Below are 13061 nucleotides of genomic sequence, written 5' to 3'. Positions count from 1 at the left end.
CGGCATCATGGGAAGCCGGGGACGCTCGGCAGGCCGAGCAGCACGCGGCCGGCGCTCTGCAGCGTGCCCTCGTTGAGGAAGGCGTGCTGCGCCACCACGAAGCTGTCGGTCAGCGCGCGGGCCAGCGGATGGCCCTGATAGATCGAGGTAGTGCCGGTGAGTTCGGTCGCCATCCGCGCCACGGTGGCGCCGGTCTTGGCCGCGTGGCTGGCGGCGAGCCGCAGCACCGTGGTGGTTTCCACCGAAGGCTTGTCGCCGGCGCGGACGATGTCCCAGACCTCGTCGGTCGCCTCGTAGAAGAAGGCGCGGGCGGAGCGCAGCTCGGCTTCGGCCTTGGCGACCGCGACCTGCACATAGCCGCGATCGGCGAGCTTCGGCGCACCGGTGATCGACACCCGGCCGCCGGCCATCTCGATGACATCGTCGAGCGCCGCGCGGGCGACGCCGAGGCCGACCACCGCCAGCACCTGCGCGGCGAGGCCGAGCGACGGATAGCGATAGATGTCGGCGTCGACCGAGGCGGCGCCGCCGCGGATCAGCGTCCATTCTTCGGGGACGACGACGTCCTTGACCACGAGGTCGTGGCTGCCGGTGCCTTCGAGGCCGATCACGTTCCAGTTCGGGCGAATCTCGACCTTGTCGGCCGGCATCACCGCGACCCGCGGCAGGCCGCCGGCACTATCACCTTCGACCTGGATGCCGACGCCGATCAGCGAGGCGCCGGTCGAGCCGCTGCCGAACTTCCAGGTGCCGTTGACGAGGAAGCCATCGGCCGTGCGTTTGGCCGGCTGCAGCGGAAACAGGCCGCCGGCGAACACCACGTCGGGGCCGTTCGCGTAGAGCTTGCGTAGCGTCGGCTCGGGCAGTGCGGCGAGATACGTGGCGGCGGCGCCGAAGCTGGCGACCCAGCCGGTCGAGCCGTCGGCTTGGGAAATCTTCTCGATCATCCGGCAGAACTCCGCCGGGCTCTTCTCGTCGCCGCCGAACATCCGCGCCACCATCGCCCGGTAGATGCCGGCCTTGCGCAGCCGTTCGATGATGTCCTGCGAGACGTGCTGCTGGCTGCTGAATTCGGCGCGGCGGGCGCGGACATCGGCCACCAGCGCGTCGAAATCCTCGATCGGCGCGGCCGGCTTCAAATGGATCACGCTGGCGACGTCGGTCATGGTGTCCTCTTTGCGGTTGGCGCTGGCGTCCGCGCTGTGAGGACCTTCGATGCTGCGAACCTCGCATCGACGACCTCGCTACCTGCAAAAGACAATCATGAACTACTCGAACATTCCAGTGAATTATCGAGCGTCCGCGCATCAATTTCGGGCGTTTGCCTGCACGCGATCTGCTCATCGTGCGAACCGGACAGGCAATCGGGCGATGCTGCGGCGCACGCTGCACGACGCGCGCAGCGGCTAGAGCGGTTCATAGATTGATTTGATGCGCTGTCGCTCTCCACAGGCACTGAATCCTCATCCTGAGGAGCTCGGCGAAGCCGGGCGTCTCGAAGGATGGGCCGCGCGGGACTCGCGGCCCATGGTTCGAGACGGCGCTTCGCGCCTCCTCACCATGAGGTGTGCCTGTGGTTAGGCCATCTTTGCCAGCTCTGATCCTATTAGAGGCGCAACTGCGCTAGCATTGGCTCGACCTAAAGCCCTCGCGTAGCTGACGACGGCAGGAACTGCTCGGCATTCTTCACGATATGTCGTGTGGCTCCGGCTGGAATAGTTGTCGATTTGCGGGCTGAGATATTGTCATTTTCCACAATCTCGGGAAGTGTCGTGCGCTGCAGCGAGCGGCGCTGCAGCGCCACGGATCGACCAGGACGGACAGATGCAGAGCAAGAACGACGGCATGAAGCGGAGAATCCGGGCCGATGACAGCCGGTTTCTCTCCAACCGCTCGCCGTTCTTTCATAACGTGCGGATGCTGGCGCGCTATTCGGCGCGGATGAATGCGATCCTGAAACCCGCCGGCCTCGACGTGCCGAAATGGCGGGTGCTGATGCTGCTGGTCGAAGGCCGGCCGATCACCGTGTCGCAGATCGCCGACGAGGCGGTGGTCAATATCTCCACCATGGCCAAGATCATCAACCGGATGACCGACGACGGCCTGGTGACGGTCCGCACCTCCAGCACCGACGCCCGCTCGACCGAAGTGTTCATCACAGAGGCGGGCGAGCAGGTGCTCGAACTGGTGCGGGACAAGGTCGCTTATTTGTTCAAGGAAGCGCTGCGCGGGCTGACCAAGGCCGAGGTGCAACTTCTCAATACACTGTCGGTCAAGATCTACGACAACCTGTCGCCATAGCCCGCCGAGTCAGCAAGTCACGGAAATCGCGATCATTTTCGTGGCTGAGCGGACGCCGAGTGGGACTTTGTGCGTGCGCCGCACACGGGCAATTTGACTGCGAAAGCAGCAAACCGTCGCGAGATATTGTGCAGGCCGCCGTTATAAGTTGCTTGATTGTTCGCTGGAATATTTCACTAATTAGACCCGTCATGCAGACGGGAATTAGTCGCGTTCAAAACCCTCTGCACCACCCCCGCGCCTGACCCGAGCGGCCGCAGCCGCGAAGCCGGCAGCGGCCCGCAACGACGGATCGGAAGAGGGACTCATGCAGACATTCAAGGCGTTCGCGGCCGCGGCGATCCTGACGGCGCTGGCCGGCCCGGCGATGGCCCAGGTCAAGGTCGGCGTCATCGCGTCGTCGACCGGACCGATCTCGGTGGTCGGCCTGCAGCAGAAGAACACGGTGGCGCTGCTGCCCAAGAAAATCGGCGACGTCACGGTCGACTACATTTACATGGACGACAACAGCGACCCGACACAGGCGACCAAGAACGTCCAGAAGTTCCTGATCGAGGACAAGGTCGACGCCATCATCGGCCCGTCCGGCTCGCCCAATGCGGTCGCGGTGCTGCCGTTCATCGCCGACGCCCAGACCGTGATGCTCGCCCCGGTCGGCTCGACCGCGGTGGTGCTGCCGATGGATGAGAAGAAGAAGTGGGTGTTCAAGACCACGCAGAACGACAATCTCGTCATGGACGCGCTGGTCGCGCACATGAAGAAGAACGGCGTCAAGACGGTCGCCTTCATCGGCACCAACGACCCGCTCGGCGCCAACTTCGCCAAGGCGTTCAAGTCGGTGATCGACAAGGAAGGCATCAAGCTCGTCGCCGAGGAAACCTTCGGCCGCTCCGATACGTCGGTGGCCGGTCAGGCGCTGAAGATCCTGTCGGCCTCGCCGGACGCCGTGCTGGTCGGCGCCGCCGGTGCCACCACGGTGCTGCCGGAAGTGACGCTGGTCGATCAGGGCTACAAGGGCAAGCTGTACCAGACCCACGGCGCCGCGACGCCGGAGTTCCTCAAGCTCGGCGGCAAGAAGGTCGAGGGCACCATTCTCGCCGCGAGCCCGATGCTGGTGCAGTCGCAGGTCGGCGACGACGTGCCGTCCAAGGCGTCGGGGCAGGCGTATATCGACGCCTACACCAAGGTGTACAACGTCGCCCCCGGCACCTTCGGCGCCAACGTCTGGGATGCCGGCCTGCTGCTCGAGCGCACCGTGCCGATCGCGGCCGCCAAGGCCAAGCCGGGCACGCCTGAATTCCGCGCCGCGCTGCGCGACGCGCTGGAGAACGTCAAGGAGCTGACCGGCGCGCAGGGCGTCTACAATATGACCCCCGCCGATCACTCCGGCTTCGACGCCCGCAGCATCGTCACCATCACGGTGAAGGACGGCGCCTGGCAGCTCTTGAAGTAACAGCCTCGCTCGCCGCGGATCGCCTCGCGCGGCCCGCGGCGCGCTCAGTTCCGGCCGCCACCTTGCTGAACCACCGCACGGCAGACGACGCACCGCTCGCGTCGCCGAAAGGATCTTCGTGAATCTCGTCGTCGCTCTGTTCCTGGCTCAAGACGGCATCGCCAACGGCGTGGTCTATGCGCTGCTGGCGGTGGCGATCGTGGTGCTGTTCTCGGTCACCCGCATCACCTTCGTGCCGCAGGGCGAGTTCGTCTCCTACGGGGCGCTGACCTTCGTGACGATGCAGGACGGCCAGCGGCCGGGCACGATCCCGCTGCTCGGCCTCTTGATCGCGCTGCATGTCGTGCTCGATTTCGTCGGCGGCTGGCGTAAACAGAGGCCGGCTGCTCTGCTGCTGGCGAGCCTGCGCAGCGTCGCGGCTGCGCTGATCGTGCTGGCGCTGGCCTATGCGGCCACCAGCTTCGACCTGCCGCTGCTGCTGAAAGCGGTGATCGCGATCGCGGTGGTCACCGCCGCCGGTCCGCTGCTGTATCGCATCGTCTATCAGCCGCTCGCCGATGCCTCGGTGCTGGTGCTGCTGATCGTGTCGGTGGCGCTGCATTTCGTCATGACCGGGCTGGCGCTGTACATCTTCGGCCCGAGCGGCCAGCGCTCGGCGCCGCTGCTCGACATCACGTTCCCGGTGATGGGCGTGCCGATCGCCGGCCAGACGCTGCTGATCCTCGGCGTCACCGTGGTGGTGATCGCCGCGTTGTATTTCGCTTCGCAGCACACGCTGTACGGCAAGGCCATGCAGGCGGTGGCGCTGAACCGCACCGGCGCGCGGCTGATGGGCATCTCGACCTCGCTGGCCGGCCGCGCCTCGTTCCTGGTCGCCGCCTTCATCGGCGCGCTGGCCGGCGTGCTGATCTCGCCCACCACCACGATCCTGTACGACACCGGCTTCCTGCTCGGCCTCAAGGGCTTTGTCGGCGCCATCCTCGGCGGTCTGGCTTCCTATCCGATCTCGGCGCTCGGCGCGCTGCTGATCGGCCTTCTGGAAAGCTACTCGTCGTTCTTCGCGTCGACCTACAAGGAAGTCATCGTCTTCAGCCTGATCATCCCGATCCTCTTGGTGCAGACGCTGCGCCAGCACCGCATCAAGGAGGACGACGATCACGGCGCCGAGGCGCTGCCGGCGCAGCCCGATTGGTCGCCGCAGGCGCTGCAGCTTCGCCGCCGCATCAAGACCGGGCTCGGCATCGCCTTCGTGCTCGCCGTCGCGGCCGCGCCGGTTCTGATCTCGGACTACGAGATCGCGCTGCTGAACTATGTTGGCCTCGCCGCCATCGTGGTGCTCGGCCTGGTGCTGCTCACCGGCGTCGCCGGGCTGACCTCGTTCGCCCAGGCCGCCTATGTGGGGATCGGCGCCTACATCACCGGCTACGTGTCCTCGACCTACGGCCTGTCGCCGTGGCTGACGCTGCCGCTGGCGCTCGCGGTCGCGTTCGTGCTGGCGCTGTTCGGCTCGCTGATCACCGCGCGGTTGTCCGGTCACTATCTGCCGCTGGCGACGCTGTCGCTCGCGGTCGTTGCCTATTATCTGTTCGCCGCGCTGCCGCAGACCGGCGGCCAGGCCGGCATGACCAACATCCCGCCGCTGACCATCGCGGGCTGGGCGGTCCACAGCCCGAAAGCCTGGTACATCGGCATCTGGGGCACGCTGCTGCTGTTGCAGCTGGCGATGACCAATCTGCTCGACTCCCGCCCCGGCCGCGCCATCCGGGCGCTGAAGTCCGGCACCATCATGGCCGAGAGCCTCGGCGTCGATACCTGGAAGGCCAAGATCGCCGCCTTCGTCATCGCCTGTCTGCTGGCGGCGCTCGCGGGCTGGATCTACGCGCACTACCAGCGCTTCCTCAATCCGTCGCCGTTCTCATTCAACCAGGGCATCGAATATCTGTTCATGGCGGTGATCGGCGGCGCCGGCTCGATCGGCGGCGCGCTGGTCGGCTCCGGCATCGTGGTGCTGGCCAATCAGTGGCTGCAGACCAACCTGCCGCTGCTGCTCGGCATGCAGGGCGATTTCCAGGTGATCATCTTCGGCGTCGTCGCGATGGCGATGCTGCAGCTGTTGCCGCGCGGCATCTGGCCGGCGCTGCTCGATCTCACCGGGATGCGGCTGCCCAAGGCCTGGTCGATGTCAACCGACACCGCGCCGCTGCCGGCGCGCGACAAGCCGCAGCCGGGCGAGACCGTGCTGGCGGTGCGCGGCGTCTCCAAGAATTTCGGCGCCATCGCCGCCAACCGCGACATCAGCCTCGACGCGCGGGCCGGCGAGATCCTGGCGCTGATCGGCCCGAACGGCGCCGGCAAGAGCACGCTGTTCGACCTGATCTCCGGCGTGCAGCGGCCGTCGAGCGGCACCGTACATTTCCTCGGCCGTGAGAGCAGCTACTTCCCGCGGACGCTGTCGCGCGCCGGCATGGGCCGCACCTTCCAGCACGTCCGCATCATTCCCGAAATGACCGTGCTGGAGAACACCGCGCTCGGCACCCACGCCCGCGTCGACACCTCGTTCGCGGCGGCGGCGCTGCGGCTTGACCGGCCGACCGAAGCCCGGCTGATCGGCGAGGCGCTGCGCCAGCTCGGCCGCGTCGGGCTGGACACCAGCGCGACGCAGACGGCCGGCAGCCTGTCGCTCGGCCAGCAGCGCGTGCTGGAGATCGCCCGCGCGCTCGCCTCCGATCCCTGCCTGCTGCTGCTCGATGAACCCGCGGCCGGCCTGCGCCATCTCGAAAAGCAGGCGCTGGCGCGGTTGTTAAAGCAGCTCAAGGCCGAGGGCATCGCGGTGATCGTGGTCGAGCACGACATGGATTTCGTCATGAACCTCGCCGACCGCATCGTGGTGATGCAGTTCGGCCAGAAGCTCGCCGAAGGCACGCCGTGCGAGATCCAGCGCAACCCGGCCGTGATAGAGGCCTATCTCGGAGGCGCCGAATGACCGCGACGACGAGCGACCTTCTGCTGCAAGCCGATAGCATCAGCATCGGCTACGGCCGCGTCGACGTCGTGCACGGCGTCAGCCTGACCGTGCGCCGCGGCCAGATCATCGCCATCATCGGCCCCAACGGCGCCGGCAAGACGACGCTGCTCAGCGGCCTGATGGGGCTGCTGCCGGTGAAGGGCGCGCTGACCTTCTTCGGCGAGACCGCGACGGAGCAGCCGAGCGTCGAGGCGCTGGTCGGGCGCGGCGTGACGCTGATCCCGGAGACGCGCGAATTGTTCGGGCCAATGAGCGTCGAAGACAATCTGCTGCTCGGTGGTTTCGCGCGCTATCAGCAGGGCCACCGCGATCTCGATGCCGGGCTCGAAGAAGTCTATGCGCTGATGCCGCGGCTGCGCGAGCGCAAGGCGCAGGCCGCCAAGACGCTGTCGGGCGGCGAGCGGCAGATGCTGGCGATGGGCCGCGCGCTGATGTCGAAGCCGCAGCTGCTGCTGCTCGACGAGCCGAGCCTCGGCCTCGCGCCGCTGATCACCCGCGACATTCTCCGGACTGTGGCGAGCCTGCGCGACCTCGGCATGTCGTGCCTCCTGGTCGAGCAGAACGCCAAGGCGGCGCTGCGCATCGCCGACTACGCCTATGTGATGGAATCCGGCGCCTTCGTGCTGGAAGGCCCGGCCGCCGAGATCGCGGCCAATCCGGACGTCATCGCCTCCTATCTGGGCGTGCGCACCGCCGCGGCGGCGGACGCTCACTGACACGCGGCCCGCCGAAGCGTCGCTCCGGCGGGGACAGAGTTTCGCAGCAACCAGGAGCGACCGCTCATGAACGCGCATGCCAAGTTGGACCACATGACCGAAGCCCAGCTCCGCACCGAGCTGGCGCTGTGCTACCGGCTGATCGATTTCTTCGGCTGGACCGAGATGATCTTCAACCACGTCTCGGTGCGGCTGCCCGGCGCCGAGAAGCGCTACCTCGTCAATCCGTTCGGCCTCAACTACAACGAGGTGACGCCGGACAATTTGCTCACCGTCGACGTCTCCGGCGAGCTGATCGGCACCTCCAACTACAGGCCCAATCCGGCCGGCTTCGCGCTGCACGGCGCGATCCATTCGGCGCGCGAGGATCTGCACTGCGTGCTGCACGCCCACACCACGCCGATGTCGGCGGTGGCGCAGAAGGCCGGCGGGCTGAGCCACGACAGCTTCTACGGCGCGCAACTGACCGGGCGCGTCGGCTATCACACCTTCGAGGGCATCACGCTGTACGACGACGAGCGCGAGCGCATGCTGGCCAGCCTCGGCCAAGGCGACGTGCTGATCCTGCGCAACCACGGCGTCGCGGTCGGCGCGCCGGACATCCCGCGCGCCTTCATGCTGCTGTGGACGGTGCAGCGCGCCTGCGAGATCCAGTGCGCGGCTGGCGGCATTCCGGGCGCCGATACGCCGCTGCCGGATCAGGTCAAACAGCAATGCGTCGACAGCTCGAGCGACCTGATCGCCGAGAGCGCCTTCGCGCGGCTGTTCTTCGACGCCGCGGTGCGGCGGATGACCAAGGCACAGGGGCCGGCGTTCTGAACGCCATGAGCGGCGGGGCGCAAGGCACGGGCGCCATCGGGGCATCGGTGGCGCCCGCTCGCCTGAAACTCTGCGTGGTCGGCGCCGGCGCGATCGGCACCGCGCTGGCGGTGCGGCTCGCTTCCGGCGGCCACGAGGTCGCGGTGCTGGCGCGCGGCGCGCGGCAGACCTTCATCGCCACCCACGGCCTGACGCTGCGCGACGGCGACCGCGATTTCGCCTTCCGCCCGGCGCTGGCCGATCTTGCCGACCTGTCGCCTTATGATCTGGTGATCGTCGCCGTGAAGGCCGGCGCGCTGCCGGCGCGGCTGGCGCCGGCGATGCGGCCGGATGCGCTGCTGATGCCGGCCATCAATGGCCTGCCGTGGTGGTACGCCCTCGGCGAACGCGCGCCGCTCGGCGACCGGCCGCTGGCGGCGGTCGATCCCGATGGCGCGCTGCTGCCGCTGTTCGCGCCGCAGCGGCTGATCGGCTGCGTGGTCTACAGCCGGGTGACGATGCTGGGCAGCGGCCACGTCATCGTCAGCGGCCGGCAGGAGCTGCAGCTTGGCGCCGTCGGCGGCGCGCCGCCGCTCGCGACCCTCGCTACGCAGTTCTCCGACGCCGGCATCGCCGTCCGGGTCGAGCCGGATATCCGCCGCGCCGTCTGGCGCAAGCTGATCCGCAATGCGGCGACCAACGTCGTCACCGCGCTGACCGGCGCGACGCTGGAGCAGCTCGGCCACGATGCCGAGACCATCCGCCTGGTCACCGACATCGCACTGGAAGTCTCCAACCTCGCGGCGCGCGTCGGCCGCGCGGTCGATCCGGAGATCGATGAGCTACTTGCCGTGCTGCGCAGCGCCGGCCCGTTCGCCACCTCGATGCTGCAGGACGTCCGCCACGGCCGCGAGCCCGAACTCGGCGCCATCGCCCAGGCGCCGCTGGAGCTGGCCGAACTGGTCGGCCAGCCGATGCCGACGCTGCGGGCGGTGGCGACGCTGCTGCGGCTCCACGTCCGCGCGCGCTGACGCGGTCGGCCAAGTACTCCGTCGGGTGGCGGCTACGGCCGCGAGCTAAGCGCCGATCGCATCGCTGCCCCCTAAAGACGGGGGGCGGAGTTGATCGGCGTCAACGTCGTGGTGCCGAAGCAGCGCGAAGCTGCTGCCACTGCATCTCGTGCAGGGGGATCCGATCATGATGAATTTCGACATGCTGCTGATCGCAGCCGGGGCGCTGTCCACCGCTGTGATCCTGTTCGGTGTGGTGATCATGAGCGACCATGAGGCGGAGCATCAGCACGCCAAGGCTGCGATGCCGCCGCGGCATCGCGACTAAGCAACAGCGACGGCCGTCCGGGCCAGACAGCTCGCAAGTCACCGTAGCTGCTAACGGCGGGGACTCTCGCCGAGGTCCCGCTTGATCGTCTCCAGCAGGGACACCAGTAGCTCGGTTTGCTGCGGTGGGTCAGTCCGTCCGGCCGCCTCGCTACGCTGCACTGCGGCAAGTCCCGGCCGCAGCACTGATGTCCGCAGCGCCGGGGTTTCCGGCTTGGCGGCGGATGCGTCCGGCAGAGCGCCGGACGGCGCGCCGCGCGGCCGGCGGGGTTGCTCGGGCGGCTGCGACCGCGCGACCTGCTGCAGGGGATGTTGTTCGGGCGCGGGCGGCTCGCTTCCGGAGATGCCTGCGGACGGCGTCACGAACGAGCCGTACAGCACATCCTCGTGGCGTCCGACCAGCCACAGCGCCATCCAATACGCGGCCGCCAGCGCGATGACGCCGAGAATGCCGACCTCCAGCATTGTCGCCTCCAGCATCGGCGCTTCAAGCATCGGCGCTTCAAGCATCGTCGCGTCAAGCATCGCCAGCCGCCGTCGCCGGGCAAAGCGGCCGAGACGACGCCGGGCGCCGGGCTGCTAAGTCCAGCCCGCCCGTCCGATCAGCATGTCGAGTACAACTAAGTCGCATCCTCGGCCCTCGGGAACTAATTGATTCCGGAATGCCGTCCGCCGCGCAAGCTGATTCTCGGGCGCGGCCGAGATGCGCGCAAACAAAAGCGCCGGGCGGTGGCCCGGCGCTCGGTATCAATTCGGAAATTCGGCGGCGCGTTCAGCGGCCGAGCAGCACCGGCAGGCCGAGCATCGAGGAGAACGGCGCCGGATCGTTGATCAGCTTGGCCGAACCGTTCTGATTAGCGGCGAGCTGCGAGAACGGCTTCTGATTCGAGGCCAGCGACGACCACGGCTTCTGGCTGGCGGCGAGCGACGAGAACGGCTTCTGCGAGGCCGACAGCAGCGGGCCGAACATCGACGACAGGAAGAAGTTCGGGCTGGTCAGCTCGGGGAAGATGCCGCCCAGCGTGGTGCGGGAATCGGTCAGCCGCGGCGCGCCGGTGAGATTGGCGGACGAGCTCAGCGAGCCACTGGCGTAGCTCGGCGCCGTCTGCGACGGGCCGTGGCGCTTCAGGATGGCTTCGGCCTGGGCACCCTTGCCGAACGGCGGATCGACGCTTACCAGCGTACCGTTTGTACCATTCGTGATCAGTTCGGCGTTGTCGAACGAGGCTGCCTTGAGCTCGGCGACGGCCGCCTGAGCCTTCTTCGCGTCGTCATACACTTTTACAATCTGCGTCATGCTTACCTTCCTCGATCGTGGTGGGTGGGCAATGGAATCTCAGTATTCACCGACAATTCGACGGCCCGTGACCCGGTTCCCAATCTCGCACATTTTCGCGTTGCGGCAAGCTAATTTAGGCATTGGCGTACCGGTGACAACGCGTCGCACAAGACTAAGTAAGCGTCGCGTGAATGCGCTTGCTCAGGATCAATCCGCTGCGGACTAAATTACCTCGACTTTCGTCTGTCGGTATCAAGGTGCTGGATGCGTCGATCCGGTGGCCCGGCCTTCTGCTGATGCAAGTCGCTTGCGAAGACGCCTAGCCGATCGCGCCGCAGAATTCTGTCCGGCGTCGCCCGGACAGGGGTTCACGCCGCCGACGCATCTGTGTGCGATCAGGCGCAGTCCGGGGCGGCGGAACAACGCGGCCCGCCAGGGCTTGTGTGACGCACAACAAGAAAAGGAAAGCCGATGGAGAGCGTGTCGAGCCCGTCCTGGTGGGCCAGCGGGGTGCTGTACCAGATCTATCCGCGCTCGTTCCAGGACTCCAATGCGGACGGCATCGGCGACCTCCGCGGCATCATCGACCGGCTCGACCATCTGTCCGACCTCGGCGTCGACGCGCTGTGGCTGTCGCCGGTCTTCCCGTCGCCGATGGCCGATTTCGGCTACGACGTCGCCGATTATGTCGGGATCGATCCGATCTTCGGCAGCATGGCGGATTTCGACGCGCTGGTGCTGACCGCCCATGCCCGCGGCCTCAAGGTCATCCTCGACCTGGTGCCGAACCATTCGTCCGAGCAGCATCCGTGGTTCGTCGAGAGCCGCGCCTCGCGCCACAATCCGAAGCGCGACTGGTATCTGTGGCGCGATCCGGCGCCGGATGGCGGGCCGCCCAACAACTGGCTGTCGGAATTCGGCGGCAGCGCCTGGGAGCTGGATGAGGCGACCGGCCAATATTATTACCACGCCTTCCTGAAGCAGCAGCCCGACCTCAATTGGCGCAATCCGGAGGTGCGCGCCGCGATCTACGAGGCGATGCGGTTCTGGCTGCGCAAGGGCGTCGATGGTTTTCGCGTCGACGTGATCTGGCACCTGATCAAGGACGATCAGTTTCGCGACAACCCGCCCAACCCGGATTTCGCCCCCGGCATGCCGCCGCACGCCGCGCTGCAGCCGATGTATTCGACCGACCAACTCGAGACGCTCGACGTCGTCGCCGAGATGCGCGCCGTGCTGGAGGAGTTCGACAACCGCCTGCTGATCGGCGAGATCTATCTGCCGATCGAGCGGCTGGTCGCCTATTACGGCAAGGAGCTGAAGGGCGCGCAGCTGCCGTTCAATTTCGCGCTGCTGTCGACGCCGTGGAACGCTCGCGAAATCGCCGCGCTGATCGACCGCTACGAGCGGGCGCTGCCGGTCGGCGCCTGGCCGAACTGGGTGCTGGGCAATCACGACCGGCCGCGGGTGGCGAGCCGGGTCGGCGAGGCGCAGGCGCGCGTCGCCGCGATGCTGCTGCTGACGCTGCGCGGCACCCCGACGATGTATTACGGCGACGAGATCGGCATGCCGCAGGTGCCGATCGCGCCGCAGGACGTGCAGGACCCGTTCGAGAAGAACGTGCCGGGCATCGGCGTCGGCCGCGACGGCTGCCGCACGCCGATGCAGTGGGACTCCTCGCCGAACGCCGGCTTCAGCGAGGGGCGGCCGTGGTTGCCGCTGGCCGAGGACGCGGCGCGCGACAACGTCGCCAATCTGCGCGCCGACGGCCAGTCGATCCTCAACCTCTATCGGGCGCTGCTGCGGCTGCGCCGCGCCCATCCGCAGCTGACCCGCGGCGACTACCAGCCACTCGCGGCCGAAGGCGACCTGCTGCTGTATCGCCGCCAGCACGACGGCCGGTCGCTGCTGGTGGCGCTCAATCTCGGCGACGAGCCGGTGTCGGCGGCGTCGGACGCGTTCGGGCTCGACGGCGAGGTGCTGCTCTCCACCCTGATGGACCGCACCGGCGAACGCATCGGCGCCACGCTCGATCTGCGCGGCAACGAGGGCGTGGTCATCGGCCCGGCGCCCGAGCCGGTGGTGTAGCGAGCTATAGGATCACCCTCCCCTGGAGGGGGAGGGTCGCTCGCGCAGCGAGCGGGGTGGGGTG

Annotated in this window: 11 protein-coding genes; 8 read left to right on the top strand and 3 right to left on the bottom strand. The window is 67.5% G+C overall.

The window, feature by feature from the left end:
• Positions 1 to 5 precede the first annotated feature (5 nt).
• Positions 6 to 1166: an acyl-CoA dehydrogenase family protein gene (locus IP86_RS22145; RefSeq protein WP_054164598.1), complete on the bottom strand. Its 1161-nt coding sequence runs from the start codon at positions 1164 to 1166 to the stop codon at positions 6 to 8.
• A 658-nt stretch (positions 1167 to 1824) separates the two neighbouring features.
• On the opposite strand from IP86_RS22145, the gene IP86_RS22140 reads away from it, so the two are divergent.
• The 7 genes from IP86_RS22140 (at position 1825) to IP86_RS29165 (ending at position 9631) form a co-directional block, all read left to right on the top strand.
• The gene (locus tag IP86_RS22140) at positions 1825 to 2301 is read left to right on the top strand and encodes a MarR family winged helix-turn-helix transcriptional regulator (protein WP_054164597.1); all 477 of its coding nucleotides are present in this window, start codon (positions 1825 to 1827) and stop codon (positions 2299 to 2301) included.
• A 307-nt stretch (positions 2302 to 2608) separates the two neighbouring features.
• Positions 2609 to 3754 carry an ABC transporter substrate-binding protein gene (locus IP86_RS22135; protein WP_054164596.1) on the top strand — a complete coding sequence of 382 codons (1146 nt, stop codon included), beginning with the start codon at positions 2609 to 2611 and terminating at the stop codon, positions 3752 to 3754.
• A 118-nt stretch (positions 3755 to 3872) separates the two neighbouring features.
• Positions 3873 to 6737 (top strand): branched-chain amino acid ABC transporter permease/ATP-binding protein, encoded by a 2865-nt coding sequence (locus IP86_RS29655; protein WP_054164595.1) that lies wholly within the window; start codon positions 3873 to 3875, stop codon positions 6735 to 6737.
• A complete protein-coding gene (locus IP86_RS22125) occupies positions 6734 to 7495 on the top strand; it encodes an ABC transporter ATP-binding protein (RefSeq protein ID WP_054164594.1) in 762 nt (253 codons plus the stop codon). Before IP86_RS29655 ends, IP86_RS22125 begins: the two co-directional genes overlap by 4 nt.
• A gap of 66 nt (positions 7496 to 7561) precedes the next feature.
• Positions 7562 to 8314 carry a class II aldolase/adducin family protein gene (locus IP86_RS22120; RefSeq protein ID WP_054164593.1) on the top strand — a complete coding sequence of 251 codons (753 nt, stop codon included), beginning with the start codon at positions 7562 to 7564 and terminating at the stop codon, positions 8312 to 8314.
• A 47-nt stretch (positions 8315 to 8361) separates the two neighbouring features.
• Positions 8362 to 9324, top strand: coding sequence for a ketopantoate reductase family protein (locus IP86_RS22115; RefSeq protein WP_197279955.1), 963 nt, complete (start codon positions 8362 to 8364; stop codon positions 9322 to 9324).
• Positions 9325 to 9490: 166 nt separating this feature from the next.
• A complete protein-coding gene (locus IP86_RS29165; protein ID WP_197279953.1) occupies positions 9491 to 9631 on the top strand; it encodes a hypothetical protein in 141 nt (46 codons plus the stop codon).
• Positions 9632 to 9681: 50 nt separating this feature from the next.
• On the opposite strand, the gene IP86_RS22110 is transcribed toward IP86_RS29165, so the two are convergent.
• Both IP86_RS22110 and IP86_RS22105 read right to left on the bottom strand, forming a co-directional pair.
• Positions 9682 to 10155: a hypothetical protein gene (locus IP86_RS22110; protein ID WP_054164591.1), complete on the bottom strand. Its 474-nt coding sequence runs from the start codon at positions 10153 to 10155 to the stop codon at positions 9682 to 9684.
• 247 nt (positions 10156 to 10402) lie between these two features.
• Entirely contained in the window at positions 10403 to 10927 is a 525-nt protein-coding gene (locus IP86_RS22105; protein ID WP_054164590.1) for a hypothetical protein, read from the bottom strand.
• 453 nt (positions 10928 to 11380) lie between these two features.
• Between IP86_RS22105 and IP86_RS22100 the strand changes: the two genes are divergently transcribed.
• Complete coding sequence (locus IP86_RS22100) at positions 11381 to 12997, top strand: alpha-amylase family glycosyl hydrolase (protein WP_054164589.1); 1617 nt, start codon at positions 11381 to 11383, stop codon at positions 12995 to 12997.
• Positions 12998 to 13061: the final 64 nt, after the last annotated feature.

The organism is Rhodopseudomonas sp. AAP120 (genome assembly GCF_001295845.1).
GTDB lineage: Bacteria > Pseudomonadota > Alphaproteobacteria > Rhizobiales > Xanthobacteraceae > Rhodopseudomonas.
The sequence above is the reverse complement of the archived record's forward strand: the minus strand, read 5'-3'. Positions and strand labels throughout refer to the sequence as shown.

What these genes read in the sequence shown, in the direction of transcription:
- IP86_RS22145 (WP_054164598.1), bottom strand. Translation starts at nt 1,166, where the DNA reads ATGACCGACGTCGCCAGCGTGATCCATTTGAAGCCGGCCGCGCCGATC.
- IP86_RS22140 (WP_054164597.1), top strand. Translation starts at nt 1,825, where the DNA reads ATGCAGAGCAAGAACGACGGCATGAAGCGGAGAATCCGGGCCGATGAC.
- IP86_RS22135 (WP_054164596.1), top strand. Translation starts at nt 2,609, where the DNA reads ATGCAGACATTCAAGGCGTTCGCGGCCGCGGCGATCCTGACGGCGCTG.
- IP86_RS22125 (WP_054164594.1), top strand. Translation starts at nt 6,734, where the DNA reads ATGACCGCGACGACGAGCGACCTTCTGCTGCAAGCCGATAGCATCAGC.
- IP86_RS22120 (WP_054164593.1), top strand. Translation starts at nt 7,562, where the DNA reads ATGAACGCGCATGCCAAGTTGGACCACATGACCGAAGCCCAGCTCCGC.
- IP86_RS29165 (WP_197279953.1), top strand. Translation starts at nt 9,491, where the DNA reads ATGATGAATTTCGACATGCTGCTGATCGCAGCCGGGGCGCTGTCCACC.
- IP86_RS22110 (WP_054164591.1), bottom strand. Translation starts at nt 10,155, where the DNA reads ATGCTTGACGCGACGATGCTTGAAGCGCCGATGCTTGAAGCGCCGATG.
- IP86_RS22105 (WP_054164590.1), bottom strand. Translation starts at nt 10,927, where the DNA reads ATGACGCAGATTGTAAAAGTGTATGACGACGCGAAGAAGGCTCAGGCG.
- IP86_RS22100 (WP_054164589.1), top strand. Translation starts at nt 11,381, where the DNA reads ATGGAGAGCGTGTCGAGCCCGTCCTGGTGGGCCAGCGGGGTGCTGTAC.